We start from the raw sequence: 17,140 nt of genomic DNA, 5'->3' as shown, positions 1-17,140 counted from the left end.
CCGTGGAGCCCGCGCATGAAACGCCTGATCAATCTGACACCCTCCCGTGGTGGCCGCTGGCTGCTCGGTGGCCTGCCCTTCGCGCTGCTGGCCATCCTCTACATCGTGCAGTCCAACCAGCGACTGCTCGACAACCCCAACGACCGCCTGCTGCCGTCCTTCGCGTCCATGGGCGAGTCCTTCGCCAAGCTGGCCACCGAGGTCAACGTGCGCACCGGTGACCTGCCGCTGTGGACCGACACCTTCGCCAGCCTCGAACGCCTGCTGGCCGGCGTGCTGATCAGTGCGCTGATCGGCCTGAGCGTCGGCCTGCTCACCGGCGGCCTGCCGCTGCTGCGCGCCAAGCTGTCCCCGCTGATCACCGTGCTGTCCCTGATTCCGCCGATGGCGATCCTGCCGATCCTGTTCATCGCCTTCGGGACGGGTGAGTTGGCCAAGATCGCGCTAATCGTCATCGGCATCACGCCCTTCCTGATTCGCGACCTGCAGAATCAGGCCCTGCGCCTGCCCGATGAGCAGCTAATCAAGGCCCAGACCCTGGGCGCCAGCTCCTGGCAGGTGCTGACCCGCGTGCTGCTGCCCCAGCTGACCCCGCGCCTTCTGAGCGCCACGCGTCTGGCACTCGGCAGCGCCTGGCTGTTCCTGATCGCCGCGGAAGCCATCGCCGCCCAGGACGGCCTTGGCTATCGCATCTTCCTGGTGCGCCGCTATCTGGCGATGGACGTCATCCTGCCCTACGTGGCCTGGATCACGCTGCTGGCCTTCCTGCTCGACCGTCTGCTGGTGCTCGTCTCGACCCGCGCCTTCCCCTGGTACCACGCTGAGGAGAGCCAATCATGAGCCTGATCCACGCCAAGGGTCTCGAGAAGCACTACGGCCAGCAGGTCGTGCTGGAACGCATGAACCTGACCGTCGAGGCCGGGGAATTCATCACCCTGGTCGGCGCCTCCGGTTGCGGCAAGACCACCTTCCTCAAGCTGCTGCTGGGTACCGAAGGCGTCTCGCGCGGTGAGCTGCTGCTGGACGGCAAGCCCATCCCCGGCGAACCGGGGCCGGACCGCGGCATCGTCTTCCAGAAGTATTCCGTCTTCCCGCATCTCACGGTGCTGGGCAACGTGATCATGGCCGAGGAGCTGGCGCGTGCCCCGCTGACCGGCAAGCTGTTCGGGGCCAAGCGTCGCGAGGCACGGGTCGCCGCCGAGAAACGCCTGGCGGAAGTCGGCCTGTCCCACGCGCTGGACAAGTACCCGCATGAGCTGTCCGGCGGCATGCAGCAGCGCCTCGCCATCGCCCAGGCACTGATGATGAAGCCGCGCATCCTCTTGCTGGATGAGCCCTTCGGCGCGCTGGACCCGGGCATCCGCAAGGACATGCACCAGCTCATCCTGCGTCTGTGGGAAGAACAGCAACTGACCATCTTCATGATCACCCATGACCTCAAGGAAGCGTTCGAACTGGGCTCACGCGTCTGGGTGTTCGACAAGGTGCGTGTCGACCCGCAGGCCCCGCAGGCCTATGGCTCGACCATCACCTACGACCTGCCCACCGAGCGCAGCAAGGCCAAGACGTCGTCTCAGCAGCCGGGCGCTGTCCAGATGGGCGCTAACCAGCCGACGCTCGCGCACGAAACGCTGACGACGCCAGCCCACTCCGTTTCCCAAGCCACTCTCACCGGAGGCCAAATCAATGAACATACCGCTTGATGCCGCGACCACCGCCCGCGCCAGCTTCACCGCGAAATACCAGACCCATCTGCCCGGCGGCCATCACTGGTCGATGCGCATGCCGCGTGGCAGCGCGCTCAAGCTGACCGCCCGCGAAGCCAACGCCAATGTCGGCCTGGTGATGTACAACCCGCTGGACACGCTTGAGCGTCTCAATCTGCCGGACACCCTCAAGGGTCAGCACACTTTCCGCCTCACCGAAGGGCACTGCCTGTATTCCGACATGGGCCGCATCTTCGCCTCCATCATCCAGGATGATCTCGGCTGGCATGACAGCGCCAGCGGCAACCTGATGGAGCAGCACTTCGCCGCCAAGGGCTGGCACAAGAAGGCTTACCAGCAAGCCTTCAATGATTTCACGCCTACCGGCCACGACAGCCTGCTGATCGAGATGGCCAAGTACGGCCTGAGCGAGCGCGACCTGTGCGCCAACCTCAATCTGTTCTCCCGCGTGCGCGCCGATGAAGACGCCAACCTGCACTACGTCACCGACCACTGCGCCGCCGGCGACAGCGTCACCCTGCGCTTCGAGATGGACACCCTCGTCCTGCTGCACACCTGTCCGCATCCGCTGGACCCCGCCGAGGAATATCCGCTGCGCGGCGTGGACATGACCTTCGGCACCGCGACACCGATGGATGAGCACGACGCCTGCTATCTGTCGCGCCCCGAGAATGCCCGCGCCTACGCCAACAATCAGCTCTATCACCTGGCGGGCTGAGGCATTCCCCGACAGCAGACGGACGCCACGGCGACGGGCTAGTGGCAACTGGAAACGACGCCCCAGATGACAAGGACAAAGGACATCCCCATGTGCACCTCGACGCTTGAACACCCCCATGCCCACACCCCGGCCACGACGGATGACGCCCCGCTGAGCTACGCCGACCCCGTACAGCAGCCGCGCGAGCTTGAGCGCACCGTCGAGGCCGGCGATCACTTCATCGGGCTGGTGCGCGCCGGTCAGCACCTGCGCATCACTGACCTGCACGGCAATCAGGCCGCCGACACCCTGTTCTTCTCGGCCGACGACACCGCCGAGCGCTACAGCGCGATGGACACCGTACGCGAGCAGGGCAAGGTCTACCTGACCACCGGCAGCGTGCTGTATTCCACCCGTGGCCGCCCGCTGCTGACCATCACCGGCGATACCTGTGGCCGTCATGACACCCTGGGTGGTGCCTGTTCCAGCGAGTCCAACACCGTGCGTTACGACCTGGAAAAGCGTCACATGCACTCCTGTCGTGACAACTGGATGCTGGCCATCGCCCGCTACCCGAAGTACGACCTGACCAAGCGCGACATCGGCCACAACATCAACTTCTTCATGAACGTGCCGGTCACCGCCGATGGCGGCCTGAGCTTCGAGGACGGCCTGTCCGCCCCGGGCAAGTACGTCGAGATGGTCGCCGAACGTGACGTCTACGTGCTGCTCTCCAACTGCCCGCAGCTCAACAACCCCTGCAACGGCTATGACCCGACACCGGTCGCCATCCGCATCAGCGACTCGCCACTGAGCTGAGCCGCCGAGCTGAGCTGAGCCGCCGAGCTGACAGCGACGCTTTCGAACACGCATACGACAAGAAACGGCCGAGCCCCACCTGACGATGTCATCTCTCTTGCATCACTCGTCAGCCCCCAAGGCTCTGCCCGGCTACCGGACGACCGGCAGCTCACAGTTTGAAGGCGGGACGACCCGCCGCCGGAAGGATGACTCCGTCATGTTCCACAAGGTCCTGATTGCCAACCGTGGCGCCATCGCCACCCGAATCCAGCGCACGCTGCGTGCCCTCGGTGTCCAGAGCGTCGCCGTCTACGCAGAAGCCGACCGTGAATCCCCCTTCGTGCGCGAGGCCGATGACGCCTACAGCCTCGGCGAAGGTGCCGCCGCCGACACCTATCTCGACATCGACAAGCTGATCGCCATCGCCCGCGAGAGTGGCGCCCAGGCCGTGCACCCGGGCTATGGTTTCCTGTCCGAGAACACCCGCTTCATCCAGGCCTGTGACGCCGCTGGCCTGGTCTTCCTCGGCCCGACCGTCGAGCAGATCCACGCCTTCGGCCTCAAGCACGAAGCGCGCACCATCGCCGAGAATGCCGGCGTGCCGCTGGTGCCCGGCACTGGCCTGTTGGACGATGTCGAGAGCGCACTGAGCGAGGCCGCCCGTATCGGCTATCCGGTGATGCTCAAGTCCACCGCCGGCGGCGGTGGCATCGGCATGCAGGTGTGTGAGGATGACGCCTCCCTCAGTCGTGCCTTCGATTCGGTCAAGGGACTGGGCGAGCGCAACTTCGGGGATGGCGGCGTCTTCCTGGAGGCGTACATCGCCCGCGCCCGTCACCTGGAAGTGCAGCTGTTCGGGGATGGCGAAGGCACGGTAATCGCGCTGGGCGAGCGCGACTGCTCCAGTCAGCGCCGCCACCAGAAGGTCATCGAGGAATGCCCGGCACCTAACCTGCCCGAGCGCGTACGCGACGACATGATCGCCACCGCCATTCGTCTGGGCGAAGCCGTCAATTACCGCAGCGCCGGTACCGTCGAATTCATCTATGACGCCGAGCGTCAGGCCTTCTACTTCCTGGAGGTCAACACGCGCCTGCAGGTCGAGCATGGTGTCACCGAACTTGTATGGGACGTGGATATCGTCGCCTGGATGCTCAAGCTGGGCGCCGGTGAGCTGGGCAACCTGCGCGAGCGGGTCGCGCCGCTGACGCCCCGCGGCCACGCCATGCAGGCACGCGTCTATGCCGAGAATCCGCAGCACGATTTCCGCCCTTCCAGCGGCCTGCTCACCGAGGTGGAGTTCGCCAATGACGCCGTGACCGCCGCCCTCGCCGATGACAGCCAGCTGCGGGTGGATCACTCCATCGAGGCCGGCTTCGAGGTCCCCGCCTGGTTCGACCCGATGCTGGCCAAGGTGATGGTGCACGCCCCGACTCGCGAGCAGGCGCGCGGCGATCTCTCCAGGACACTGACCGCCTCTCGCCTCTACGGTATCGAGACCAACCGCCAGTGGCTGTCGCACCTGCTGGAAGACCCACGCTTCCGCAATGTCGAGATCTACACCCGCTGGCTGGAAGGCCTCGAGTGGGCCGCACCGACCTTTGAAGTGATCGTCCCTGGCACCCTGACCACCGTGCAGGACATGCCGGGTCGCCAGGGGCACTGGGATGTGGGCGTGCCGCCCTCCGGCCCCTTCGATGACTACGCCTTCCGTCTCGGCAATGCGCTGCTGGGCAACGCGGCCGATGCCGCAGGCCTCGAGATCACCCTCAATGGCCCGACGCTGCACTTCCACCGCGCCACGCGCGTGGTGCTGGCCGGTGCGCCGCTGCCCGCCACGCTGTCCGTTTCAGCACCTGTAGCCGGCTCCGATGACACCGCGACTCACGATCTTGCCCTGTGGCAGGTGCATGAGATCGCCGCTGGCAGCACCCTGAGCCTGGGCAAGGTCGCCGCCGGCGCGCGCAGCTATCTGCTGATCGCCGGTGGCATCGACTGCCCGCAGTATCTGGGCTCGCGCGCGACCTTCACCCTGGGCCAGTTCGGCGGCCATGCCGGACGTGCCCTGCGCAGTGGCGACACCCTGCCGCTGGCTGATCTCGCCGAGTGCCCCCAGCCCACCCTGACCCGGCTGCCCGAGGCGCTGATCCCGCAGGGCGCTGGCATTATCGACAATGAGCAAGGCAAGACCTCAGGTCGCGAATGGCAGATCGGCGTGCTCTACGGCCCGCACGGTGCGCCGGACTTCTTCACCGAAGACGACATCAGCACCTTCTTCGGCCACCGCTGGGAAGTGCATTACAACTCCAGCCGCACCGGCGTGCGCCTGATCGGCCCGCGTCCGCAGTGGGCGCGTGCCGATGGTGGCGAGGCCGGTCTGCACCCTTCCAACATCCACGACAACGCCTACGCCTTCGGCACCATCGACTTCACTGGCGACATGCCGGTCATCCTCGGCCCGGACGGCCCGTCACTGGGCGGTTTCGTGTGTCCGGCCACCGTGGTGCGCGCGGAACGCTGGAAGCTGGGCCAGCTGGCCGCCGGCGATCGCATCCGTTTCGTCGCACTGACTCTGGATGAGGCCCGCGCCATTGAGGTGCAGCAGGACGCCGTACTCGCAGCCCTCGCCAGTGGCAAGCTCGACGCACTGAAGTCACCTCTGGCGGCGACCAGCAACACACTGAGCGCCATCGCTGAGCAACGTCCGCGTCCGGACGACTCCCCAGTACTCAAGCGCCTGAGCGCCGAGCAAGGCGGCGAGCAGATCGTCTATCGCCGCGCCGGGGATGACTTCCTGCTGATCGAATTCGGCCAGATGGAGCTGGATATCGCGCTGCGCTTCCGCGCCCACGCCTGGATGCTGTGGCTCAAGGAGCATCCGCTGCCCGGCCTGATGGAGATGACACCGGGCATCCGCTCGCTGCAGCTGCATTACGATCCGCGCAAGCTTGCCCTCGCCACACTGATGACGCACCTCGAACAGGCGGAAGTCGCGCTCAAGGATGTCGAGGACATCGAGATCGAGGCGCGCACCGTGCACCTGCCGCTGTCCTGGGATGACCCGGCGTGTCAGCAGGCCATCGACAAGTACCAACGCTCGGTGCGCCCGGACGCCCCCTGGTGCCCGAGCAATCTGGAATTCATTCGCCGCATCAATGGCCTCGCCGATGAGGCGGCGGTGCGCGAGACGGTGCTCAACGCCCGCTATCTGGTGATGGGCCTCGGCGATGTCTATCTCGGCGCGCCGGTGGCCACGCCGCTGGACCCGCGCCAGCGCCTGGTGACCACCAAGTACAACCCGGCACGCACCTGGACCGCCGAGAACTCGGTGGGTATCGGCGGCGCCTATCTGTGCGTCTATGGCATGGAAGGTCCGGGCGGCTATCAGTTCGTCGGCCGCACGCTGCAGATGTGGAATCGCTATCGCCGCACCGAACACTTCACCAGCCCGTGGCTGCTGCGCGTGTTCGATCAACTGCGCTTCCATCCGGTCAGCCATGAGGCGCTCGAGCAGATCCGTCGTGATCATCCTCAGGGACGCTACGACCTCAAGATCGAGAAGACCCGCTTCCGCCTCGCCGATTATCAGGCGCAGATCGCCGAGCATCAGGCCGAGACTGATGCCTTCCGTGAACGCCGTCAGGCCGCCTTCCAGCAGGAAATCGACGACTGGCATGCACGCGGCCAGTTCACCTTCGAGGATCAGGTCAACGAAGTGCAGGAAGCCGACAGCCTGAGCGATGACGAGCTGGGTATCGAGACGCCGGTCACCGGCAGCCTGTGGAAGCTGGAGGTCGCCGAGGGCGATCTCGTCGAGGCCGGCCAGGTGGTGGCGCTGGTCGAGTCGATGAAGATGGAAGTCGAGATTCGCACCCACACCGCAGGCCGTGTCGTTCGCCTACCGATCAAGGAAGGCAGCGGCGTCGCCCCCGGCCAGCCGCTGATCGTGCTGTCGACCGCCGTGGAAGCCACTGATCCAGCTGATGCCAGCGCACCAGACAACGCCCAATCGACCCTGTCCTCCGAGGAGACGCTGTGATGATGACCCATACCCCGCACAACCTGAGCATCACGGCGCTGAGCAAGGCCTATCAGGCCGGAGAGCTGACGCCACGCCAGCTGGTGAATGAACTGCTGGCAGCGCAGCCCGAACAAGACGCCGCCTGGATCACCCGCCTGAGCGCAGATCAGCTGGAACCCTATCTGGCGCGTCTGGACGACGTGGCGCCCGAGTCACTGCCGCTCTACGGCATCCCCTTCGCGATCAAGGACAACATCGATCTCGCCGGCGTGACCACTACCGCCGGTTGCCCGGAATTCGCCTACACGCCAGACGATGACGCCTTCGTGGTCAAGCAGCTGATCGCGGCCGGTGCCATCCCGATGGGCAAGACCAATCTGGATCAGTTCGCCACCGGTCTGGTCGGGGAGCGTGCACTGCCGGTGTATGGCACACCCGCCAATGCCTTCGACCCCGCCTATGTGCCGGGGGGCTCCAGCAGTGGCTCTGCCGTCGTCACTGCCCAGGGTCAGGTCAGCTTCGCGCTGGGCACGGACACGGCGGGCTCCGGGCGTGTGCCGGCCTGTTTCAACAATCTGGTGGGCGTGAAGCCGACCCTCGGCCTGCTCAGCGCGGGCGGTGTGGTGCCGGCCTGCGCCACCCTGGATACCATCTCGATCTTCGCACTCGGCTGCGATGACGCCGCGCGGGTGTTGTCCGTCACCGCACAGTTCGATGCCGACAACCGCTGGGCGCGCGAGCACGACTTCGCCGTGCATGGCCAGACCTACGGCCTCCTGCCGGATCTCGCCGGCCTGCGCATCGGCGTGCCGCCGCGTACCCAGTGGCATACCGACGCCGATTACAGCGGCTACATGGAAGCGGCGATGCGTCAGTGCAAGGCATCGGGGGCCGAGCTGATCGAGCTGGATTGCAGCCCGCTGCTGGCCGCCGCGCGCCTGCTGTATGAAGGCCCGTGGGTGGCGGAGCGCTATCACGCGGTGCGCGAGCTGATCGAGCGCAATCCCGAGGCACTGCATCCGGTGACGCGCGAGATCACCCTTGGCGGTGCCACGCCGCTGGCCGTGGATGCCTTCGATGCCCGCTATCAACTGGCCGAATATCGCCGTCAGGCCGATGCCCTGCTCGCGCAGGTGGACGTGATGCTGGCCCCGACCACGCCACGCCTGCCGACCAAGGCGGAGCTGGCCGAGGCGCCGATCGCGGTCAATTCGGAGCTGGGTACCTGGACCAACTTCATGAACCTGCTGGATCTGAGCGCACTGGCCGTACCGGTCGGCTTCAACAGCCAAGGCCTGCCCGGCGGTGTGACGCTGTTCGCGCCCGCCTTCGAAGACCTGCAACTGCTGAGCATCGCGCGGCTGCTCGAGAAGGAGTTCTCGCTGCCGCTGGGGGCCAGTGCCGTTGCCCGTCCTCAGGCTCGCCTCGCCGACAGCGATCTGCCGATGGCGAAGTATGGCCGGCTCGAGATCGCGGTCTGCGGTGCGCATCTCACTGGCATGCCGCTCAATCACCAGCTCACCCAGCGCGATGCCCGCCTGGTCGCCCGTACTCACAGCGCCCCCCGCTACCGCCTCTATCAACTGGATGACGCCACACCCGCCAAACCGGCCATGCTGCGCGCGCCAGAGGGCGGCACCAGCATCGCGCTGGAAGTCTGGTCACTGCCCATCGCCAGTGTCGGCAGCTTCCTCGCCGGCATCCCCTTCCCGCTGGGACTGGGCCAGATCGAACTCGAAGACGGCCGCTGGGTCTCAGGCTTCATCTGCTCGGTCTCCGCTGACAGTGGCGTGCCGATGACGGACATCAGCGAGTACGGCGGCTGGAAGGCGTGGGTGGAGCGCGGGTGATCCGCACTCGCTGACAACCTCTCGTCGAAGCTGGATGCCAGACACGCAAAAGCCGCTACCGGATGACCGGTAGCGGCTTTTTTCATGCACTCGTCAGATCAGGCAGCGCCCGAATCATGAAGCACCTGTTGCTCGAGGTGTCTGTCTCTCGAAGTGCTTGTGTCTCGCAGAACTTGTGTCTCGCAGTGCTTGTGTCTCGAAGTGCTTGTCGCTCAGGGCACTTATTGCTCGAGACTCTTGAGCAGCAGTTCCGCGACACCTTCAGACGACATCGGGTTCTGACCGGTGATGATCAGCCCATCCTGGATGGCGTAGGAGGTGAAGTCGTCCTTCTTCTCATAGATGCCGCCCTTCTGCTGCAGCGCCTCTTCCACCAGGAACGGCACGACGTCAGTGAGGCCGACACCGTCTTCTTCGCCGTTGGTGAAACCGGTGACATGCACGCCATCCACGAAGGGAGTGCCATCCGGCTTGCGGGCATTCAGCAGCACGGCCGGGGCGTGGCAGACAGAGCTGACCGGCTTGCCCGCCGCGTGGAACTGCTCGATCAGACGGATGGAATCGGCGTCGTTGGTCAGATCCCACAGCGGGCCGTGGCCACCCGGGTAGAAGATGGCATCGAAGTCCTCGACCTTCATGTCTGCCAGCACGGCGGTGGTGGCGAGGTCCTGCTGAGCGGCAGTGTCCTTGTCGAAGCGGCGAGTGGCATCCGTCTGGAAGTCCTCGCCCTGGCTTGCCGGGTCCAGCGGCGGCTGACCGCCCTTGGGCGACGCGAGTGTCACCTCGACACCGGCATCCTTCAGCAGGTAGTAGGGAGCCGCCAGCTCTTCCAGCCAGAAGCCTGTCTTCTTGCCCGTGTCACCCAGCGTATCGTGGGATGTCACTACCACCAGAACCTTGCTCATGATGCTCTCCTTTACGTGCGGGATAGCCCGCAACGGTCACTTCACGAATTTTGTCGGCGAGGTGATGCTCGCCCTGTGATGATCGGCACGTGATGCTCGCCCTGTGTGGAATCAAGCTTACGGCTCACGTCACCATCGTCATAATCGATAGTCCAGATAGCCACTATCGCTCATACAAATAGCTGTCCTGCGAAAGCGTGCTCAGCGAAGGCGGAAGCCGGCTTTCGAGCGAACCGGCTCACCAGGTCGGCACCAGGTGCACTTCGCGGATATTGGCACGCGGTGAGGCACTGATGGCGTAGAGCACGGCATCCGCCACATCCTGCGGGTCCAGCTTGTCCGGCTTGGGCTCATCGAAGAAGGCGGTGTTGACCATGCCCGGCGTGATGGTGGTGCAGCGGCCTTGCCATTCGGCCATTTCCATCGCCAGATTCTGGCCGAAACCGTAGGCGAACCACTTGCTGGCGCTGTAGATGGAGCCCGCATGATTGGCGCGCCCGGCCACGGAACTGGTGAGGATGAAGTGGCCCTTGCGCTCTCTCAGATGCGGCAGGGTCGCGTGGGCGGTCCACAGCAGCGCATTGATGTTGATGTCGACGACTCGCTTCCACTCCTCGGGATCGCCGTTCTCGGTGCCAGCCTGGCTGACGCCGGTACCGGCATTGGCGAACGCCACATCCAGATGGCCATGATGGGCGACGGCCTGTTCGACGACCTTGGCGAGCTGATCGTAGTCCGTCGCATCCGCGGCGATCGCCAGCACCTTGTCGCTGCCAAGTTCCTCGACAAGCGCATCGAGGCGCTCCTTGCGGCGGGCGGTCACGACGACCTTGTGCCCGGCCTTCACCAGAGTGCGTGCGGTGGCCTCACCGATACCGCTGGAGGCGCCGGTGATCAGAATGATCTTTTGCCCTTCGGCTTGCATCTGCTTCACATCACTCATGGATCGCTCCTGTGGGTCGCATTGATCTCTCGCCGTGTCCTTGAGACCACCCTACCGCCTGAGCCTCCCATCGTGATAATCGATAGTCCGGATAGCTGCTATCATCCAGACAAATAGTGCTCACTCGCCCGAGTGCAGCCGAGACACTCCGCGACACTCCGCCTGCTCTGGTAGTCATCATGAAGCTCAATTACGACCTCAACCTCCTGCGCACCTTTCATGCGCTGTATCTCGAGCAGAACGTCACGCGCGCCGGCGAGCGTCTGCACCTGAGTCAGCCCTCGGTGAGCGCGGCGCTGTCGAAACTGCGCGAACTGTTCAATGACCCACTGTTCATTCGCGACCGCCAGCGCATGCGCCCCACCGAGAAGGCCGACCACCTGTTCCCGACCATCGAGGCGGCGCTGACCGATCTCGACGGCCTGATCAACAGCGAGCGACACTTCGACCACACCACCGAGAGCCGTCACTTCGAGATCGCCGCCAACGACTACTTCGAGGTGCTGATCCTGCCGCAACTGGCGACGATCCTGCGTGAGCAGGCCCCCGGCATCACGCTGCAGGTACGCAGACTGTCACAGGACATGAGCGAGGCTGGCGTGATGAGCGGCACGACGGATCTCGCCTTCGGGCGTCAGGTCGACCCGCCCGAGAATCTGGTGGTGCGTGAGGTGATCACCGAAGGCATCGACTGCCTGGTGGGCAATGGCCATCCCTTGCTGGAGCGGCTGGATGGCGAGGGCCGCATGACCAAGGCGGATTTCGAGCACCACGCCCATGTGCTGGTTCAACCGCATGCCCGCCTGAAAAGCGGCATCTTCAAGCAGCTTGAGGGTCAGGGGCTGAAGCGCGAGGTGGCGCTGGCCGTCACCTACTTCATGGCCGTGCCTTCCCTGCTGGAACGCTCGCCGTTGATCGCGAGCCTGCCCACCGGACTGTGCCAGCATTTCTGTCGTCAGTTCGCCGTCACCCTCGTGCCGCCGCCCGTGGCCTTCGCCTCCTTCCCCTTCCATCTGAGCTGGCATCGCCGCTATCAGAAGGACCCGGCGCACCGCTGGATCAGGGAGCAGATCATCGCCTGTTGTGCTAGTAAAGATTAGGTTTTGTACGAAAAGTCATTTTTGCTAATGTGACCCATGCACATCCAGCATAGGTGCGCTATGACAGGACGCTTCGGAATCTCGGATAGCCAATGGCAGTTGATCGAAGACATTGCCTCACCGGCTCAATCGATGGGCAGGCCCAGGAAAGACGACAGACAGATGCTGAACGGCATCTTTTGGGCCCTCTGCTCTGGCGCCAAGTGGCGCGACCTTCCCGAACGTTATGGCTCTTGGAGTACTGTCTACGCCAAGTTCCGACAATGGCGTGATGACGGTCCCTTTGTGGCGGTCTTGTCGCGGCTTCAACTTCGGTTTCGTGAAGATGGCCTGATGGATTTCGAGATCTGGATGATCGACTCAACCGCCGTTCGTGCAACACGCGCCTCCGGTGGCGGAGGCAAAAAGGGGGATCTGAAGAACCCTTAGACCATGCGTTGGGCCGGAGTCGTGGCGGCATCACGACCAAAATCCATTAAATCTGCGATCGCCTTGGCTGGCCTATCGTCTTCACGCTGTCGGCGGGGCAAGAGTCGGATACGCGGTACTTCATGCCCACCCTGGAAAAGGTTCATCTACCAGGGAGTCTTGGTCGGCCACGAAAACGTTGCCGCTACATCGTGGCAGACAAGGGCTATGACAGTGACGAGTTGCGCCGTTACTGCGACCGTGCACGAATCAAGCCGGTCATCGCTAAACGAAAGATGAAGCGGAAACCCCGGTCAGGTCCCCCACGCGGTTTCGATAAACCCATGTACCGTCAGCGAAATATCGTGGAGCGCTCTTTCAGTTGGCTGAAAGAGTTCCGGCGTATTGCGACGCGATATGAGAAGTTGGCCCGTAGCTTTTATGCGATGGTATGCGTAGCTTGCATACGCCACTGTCTACGAGCCGACTTTTCGTACAGAACCTAAGATATAAAGTTTAGGTTTTATCTAACGGGAAATCTATAACATTACACCCATCGGATTGAGCTGCTATAACCCTATATCTTTGCAACCATTTATCAGATCCAATAATACCAAACGGTATCCACTTTATAGAGTCTATATATGCCTCAACCTCATAACTAGTAGCACCTGCTTCAATCAATTTTTCTAAGCTCTTCATAAAACTAACAAGGGTAGAAGAATTCATTTTGCAAAGAATCGCAGCTGGAATCTTTTCTAAGATATTCAGATCCACAATTTCGGATACAGATCTATCTTCAGTTAAATAATGTTCGGTTTGCCTTAAGAACTTAATACGATCTTCTATCATAACCCTCGGCGACTTGGACAACATTGAAAATAAAACTTCTTTTAGCTTCATGCACTTATTACTTACATCTATAACATGATTGTTATCAATTGTTATTTCACTTCTATCCCACCCCAAATAGTATTTTGCCCCATTAGACACTGATATGTATTTATAAAAATTATCTTTCCCGCTATTAGAAATTAAATTAAGTGTATCCTCTAGTAAAATTGTATTGTCCGTCTGGCCACCATCATGCTCTTCTCCAGCATAATTAAATTTTGATTTAAATGCATTTAATATTCCTTGAGATGGAATTCCAACTTGCTCAAAATCAAGCCCTGTGTCTACTATTACACTAGAGTCAAATGTGAATTTTGAAAATGGATTTGGTGTATTTATTTCTACTGCTACGTAGTTGGGATTAGAACCACTAGTCTCAAAAACTATGCAAGGCAACTCTTGAACATAAACTCTTGTCCCATTATTTCTTAAATTTTCTGCGTGAGCCTTAGCATGGTCTAGATCAGCATGCATACAGTCAGTAGTATATCTTTGAATCCAAGTAGTATGCCACGCGTTCCTACCTATATGAACAAAGTACAAGACACCAGAGTAGACATTAAGCCAGTTTTGTAGATCTTGCTCCGAGCAATAACTGAGATCTAGCTTTTGTAATGCAGTCATCCCTTTCTCCATAAAAATTGCCTACTTTGTAAATAACCACATCAACATCCAAACTATAACTATAATTATAACTAAAACACCTGCTGAACTATTAGCTAGATAGTGCATTACAGAATATTATATTTCCATATTAATCAGCTATACTAGAAATTACAATCTTTACCATTGCCCCAGAAGGACCCGGCGCACCGCTGGATCAGGGAGCAGATCATCGCGTGTTGTCAGCGTCTGGCAGAGGATCAGAAGGTGCTGTCCTGAGCCACTGGTACGCATACGCAAGCCCCCGGAAACGAAAACGGCCCCTCACCATCCAGTGAGGGGCCGTTCTTTTCATGCCACAGGTCATGCCACAGGTCATGCCACAGGATTCAGCAGGCGAGCATCAGGCCTGCTCGGCCGCCAAGGCAGCACGATGGGCGTGCAGCTTCTGGTAGCTTTCGATCAGACGCAGGTGGCGATCCAGCCCTTCCAGCTGCATGTTGGTGGGCTCCAGACCATGGAAGCGCACCTCACCCTGCACGGAGCCGACCACGGCAGCGATGGTGTCTTCACCGAACATGCGGCGGAAGTTGTAGAGGTAGTCCTCGAGCTCCAGCTCATCGTCGAGGGTGATCTCCAGCACCGCCTTCATGGCCTGATAATAGAGGCCGCGCACGACGGTGTTGTCGTTGTACTGCAGGAACATCTCGACACGATCCAGCGCATCCTCGTGCTGACCCAGCGCGAGATTGATCATCAGTTTCAGCTCGAGAATCGTCAGCTGACCCCAGATGGTGTTCTCGTCGAACTCGATGCCGATCAGCGTCTTGATGTCCATGTGCTCATCAAGCTGGCTCTCTTCGAGACGCTCGCCCAGGTCCGCCAGCTGATCGTCATCGAGACGATGCAGATTGAGGATGTCCTCGCGGTAATCCAGCGCCATGTTGGTGTTGTCCCACACCAGGTCCTCGACCGGATAGACCTCGGAATAGCCCGGCACCAGGATACGACACACCGGCGCGCCGAGGTCCTCGTGCACCGCCATGTACGATTCCTTGCCGATCTCATCGAGGATACCGAACAGGTTGGCGACCTCTTCTTCATTGCTGCCGGAGAAGTCCCACTCGACGAACTCGATGTCAGTCTTCGAGCTGAAGAAACGCCAGGAGACAAGGCCTGATGAGTCGATGAAGTGCTCGACGAAGTTGTTCGGCTCGGAGACGGCCAGCGAGTTGAAGGTGGGCGGCATGAAGTCGTTGAGACCCTCGAAGCTGCGGCCCTGCATCAGCTCGGTCAGGCTGCGCTCGATGGCAACCTCAAAGCTCGGATGCGCGCCGAAGGAGGCGAAGACACCGCCGGTCTTTGGGTTCATCAAGGTCACGCAGGCCACCGGGAACTGACCACCCAGCGAGGCGTCCTTGACCAGAATCGGGAAGCCCTGGGCTTCCAGTGCCTCGATGCCCTCGACGATTTCCGGGTACTTGGCCAGCACCTCCTGCGGCACGTCCGGCAGGGTCAGTTCCTGCTCGAGAATCTCGCGCTTCACGGCACGCTCGAAGATCTCGGACAGGCACTGCACCTGGGCTTCCGGCAAGGTGTTGCCGGCGCTCATGCCGTTGCTGAGGTACAGGTTCTCGATCAGGTTGGACGGGAAGTAGATCGTCTCGCCATCCGAGCGACGGGTGAACGGCAGAGACACGATGCCACGGTCCGCACGCCCAGAATTGGTGTCGATCAGATTGGAGCCACCCAGCTCGCCGTCCGGATTGAAGATCTCGAGGCAGTAATCGTCCAGCACGCCTTCCGGGATCTCATCGTTCGGGCCCGGCTGGAACCACTTCTCGTTCGGGTAATGCACGAACTCGCTGTCAGCGATGGCTTCGCCGAAGAACTGATCGTTGTAGAAGAAGTTGCAGCTCAGACGCTCGATGAACTCGCCCAGCGCCGAGCACAGCGCGCTCTCCTTGGTCGAGCCCTTGCCGTTGGTGAAGCACATCGGCGAGGCGGCATCACGAATGTGCAGTGACCAGACGTGGGGCACGATGTTGCGCCAGGAGGCGATCTCGATCTTCATGCCGAGATCATTCAGAAGGCCCGTCATGTTGGCGATGGTCTGCTCCAGCGGCAGGTCCTTGCCCTCGATCCAGGTGCTCTGCCCTTCCGGCGGCTCCGCCATCAGCAGGGCCTGGGCGTCCTCGTCGAGGTTGTCGACCGTCTCGATCTCGAAGCCCGGGCCGGTCTGGACGACCTTCTTCACCGTGCAACGCTCGATGGAGCGCAGGATGCCCTGGCGGTCCTTGTCGGACAGCTCTTCCGGCAACTCCACCTGGATCTTGAAGATCTGGTTGTAGCGGTTTTCCGGGTCGACGATGTTGTTCTGCGACAGACGGATGTTCTCGGTCGGGATGTTGCGCGCCACGCAGTACACCTTCACGAAGTAGGCCGCGCACAGCGCCGACGACGCCAGGAAGTAGTCGAACGGGCTCGGCGCCGACCCATCGCCCTTGTAGCGGATGGGCTGATCGGTGATGACCGTGAAGTCATCGAATTTCGCCTCGAGCCTCAGGTTGTCGAGAAAGTTGACCTTGATTTCCATGAACGATGCACCGCTGTGAAGAGTATGGGCGCCAGCACGCCGGAGGCGGCTACGCGATGGCCGCCATTATCCAGATTTTGGGGGCCTGCGTCGCGGGTGAGACGAAAAGCGGAAGACTTGCGCACTCCTGCTGTCGCCAGCCGCTGAGGGAGGCCGGCGGATCTTCTTCACTTCCTGAAACACCCGGTGCAATCGCCGCCACTTTCTTGACGGTACGGGGATTGTCACCTATTGGTTAATTTATGCGCATAAATACAATAATTGATGCATTGCCATGTTCCGCCCCCTGTCGTTGTCCACGACAGGTCACAACACCCCCCACCAACCACAATAAAGGGGAATGCAATGATGAAGCGCTTCACGACCCGCAAGGTCGCCATCTACGGCAGCATGCTGTTCGGGTTTTTCATGCTCGAGAGCCCGATGATCCTGATGGCCAACAAGATCGAGCCCATGGTGATGGGAATCCCGTTCTTCCTCGTCTGGAACCTGGTGTGGTGGGGCTTCCTGACCGCCGTGTTCCTGTACGCCTACCTGACCAACTGGGGTAGCGCCAAGGCCCCTTCCACCGGCGGCAAGCGCTGAGGAGCTC

At 61.5% G+C, this 17,140-nt stretch carries 12 protein-coding genes and 1 pseudogene; 9 read left to right on the top strand and 4 right to left on the bottom strand.

All coding sequences use genetic code 11. The features are described from left to right. Positions 1-15: 15 nt before the first annotated feature. The 6 genes from HXS66_RS14130 (at position 16) to atzF (ending at position 9,099) form a co-directional block, all read left to right on the top strand. Positions 16-840 carry an ABC transporter permease gene (locus tag HXS66_RS14130; RefSeq protein ID WP_077371317.1) on the top strand — a complete coding sequence of 275 codons (825 nt, stop codon included), beginning with the start codon at positions 16-18 and terminating at the stop codon, positions 838-840. After that, on the top strand, positions 837-1,703 hold the full coding sequence (locus HXS66_RS14125) for an ABC transporter ATP-binding protein (protein WP_176503891.1): 867 nt from the start codon (positions 837-839) through the stop codon (positions 1,701-1,703). The genes HXS66_RS14130 and HXS66_RS14125 overlap by 4 nt, the downstream gene beginning before the upstream one ends. Beyond that, on the top strand, positions 1,687-2,445 hold the full coding sequence (locus tag HXS66_RS14120) for an urea amidolyase associated protein UAAP1 (RefSeq protein WP_176503890.1): 759 nt from the start codon (positions 1,687-1,689) through the stop codon (positions 2,443-2,445). Before HXS66_RS14125 ends, HXS66_RS14120 begins: the two co-directional genes overlap by 17 nt. 90 nt (positions 2,446-2,535) lie before the next feature. Beyond that, on the top strand, positions 2,536-3,246 hold the full coding sequence (locus HXS66_RS14115; protein ID WP_176503889.1) for an urea amidolyase associated protein UAAP2: 711 nt from the start codon (positions 2,536-2,538) through the stop codon (positions 3,244-3,246). 199 nt (positions 3,247-3,445) lie between these two features. Then, the gene (gene uca / locus HXS66_RS14110) at positions 3,446-7,267 is read left to right on the top strand and encodes an urea carboxylase (protein ID WP_176503888.1); all 3,822 of its coding nucleotides are present in this window, start codon (positions 3,446-3,448) and stop codon (positions 7,265-7,267) included. Beyond that, positions 7,267-9,099 (top strand): allophanate hydrolase, encoded by a 1,833-nt coding sequence (gene atzF / locus HXS66_RS14105; RefSeq protein WP_255303273.1) that lies wholly within the window; start codon positions 7,267-7,269, stop codon positions 9,097-9,099. The genes uca and atzF overlap by 1 nt, the downstream gene beginning before the upstream one ends. A gap of 221 nt (positions 9,100-9,320) precedes the next feature. On the opposite strand, the gene HXS66_RS14100 is transcribed toward atzF, so the two are convergent. Next, positions 9,321-10,004: a type 1 glutamine amidotransferase domain-containing protein gene (locus tag HXS66_RS14100; protein ID WP_077371308.1), complete on the bottom strand. Its 684-nt coding sequence runs from the start codon at positions 10,002-10,004 to the stop codon at positions 9,321-9,323. A 238-nt stretch (positions 10,005-10,242) separates the two neighbouring features. After that, complete coding sequence (locus HXS66_RS14095; protein ID WP_240704314.1) at positions 10,243-10,947, bottom strand: SDR family oxidoreductase; 705 nt, start codon at positions 10,945-10,947, stop codon at positions 10,243-10,245. A gap of 179 nt (positions 10,948-11,126) precedes the next feature. On the opposite strand from HXS66_RS14095, the gene HXS66_RS14090 reads away from it, so the two are divergent. Together HXS66_RS14090 and HXS66_RS14085 are read left to right on the top strand one after the other, a co-directional pair. Next, complete coding sequence (locus HXS66_RS14090; RefSeq protein ID WP_176503887.1) at positions 11,127-12,047, top strand: LysR substrate-binding domain-containing protein; 921 nt, start codon at positions 11,127-11,129, stop codon at positions 12,045-12,047. A gap of 60 nt (positions 12,048-12,107) precedes the next feature. Further along, a pseudogene (locus tag HXS66_RS14085) lies at positions 12,108-12,961 on the top strand (IS5 family transposase). Between the two features lie 10 nt (positions 12,962-12,971). Here the strand turns inward: HXS66_RS14085 and HXS66_RS14080 are convergent. Next, a complete protein-coding gene (locus HXS66_RS14080) occupies positions 12,972-13,973 on the bottom strand; it encodes a hypothetical protein (protein ID WP_176503886.1) in 1,002 nt (333 codons plus the stop codon). Positions 13,974-14,355: 382 nt separating this feature from the next. Further along, positions 14,356-16,548, bottom strand: a complete 2,193-nt coding sequence (locus HXS66_RS14075) for an OsmC domain/YcaO domain-containing protein (RefSeq protein ID WP_084208482.1) — start codon at positions 16,546-16,548, stop codon at positions 14,356-14,358. A 345-nt stretch (positions 16,549-16,893) separates the two neighbouring features. Between HXS66_RS14075 and HXS66_RS14070 the strand changes: the two genes are divergently transcribed. Then, positions 16,894-17,133, top strand: a complete 240-nt coding sequence (locus tag HXS66_RS14070) for a hypothetical protein (RefSeq protein WP_077371300.1) — start codon at positions 16,894-16,896, stop codon at positions 17,131-17,133. The last annotated feature ends 7 nt before the right edge of the window (positions 17,134-17,140 follow it).

The organism is Cobetia sp. 5-11-6-3, from assembly GCF_013374055.1.
Taxonomy (GTDB): Bacteria; Pseudomonadota; Gammaproteobacteria; order Pseudomonadales; family Halomonadaceae; genus Cobetia; species Cobetia marina.
The sequence above is the reverse complement of the archived record's forward strand: the minus strand, read 5'-3'. Positions and strand labels throughout refer to the sequence as shown.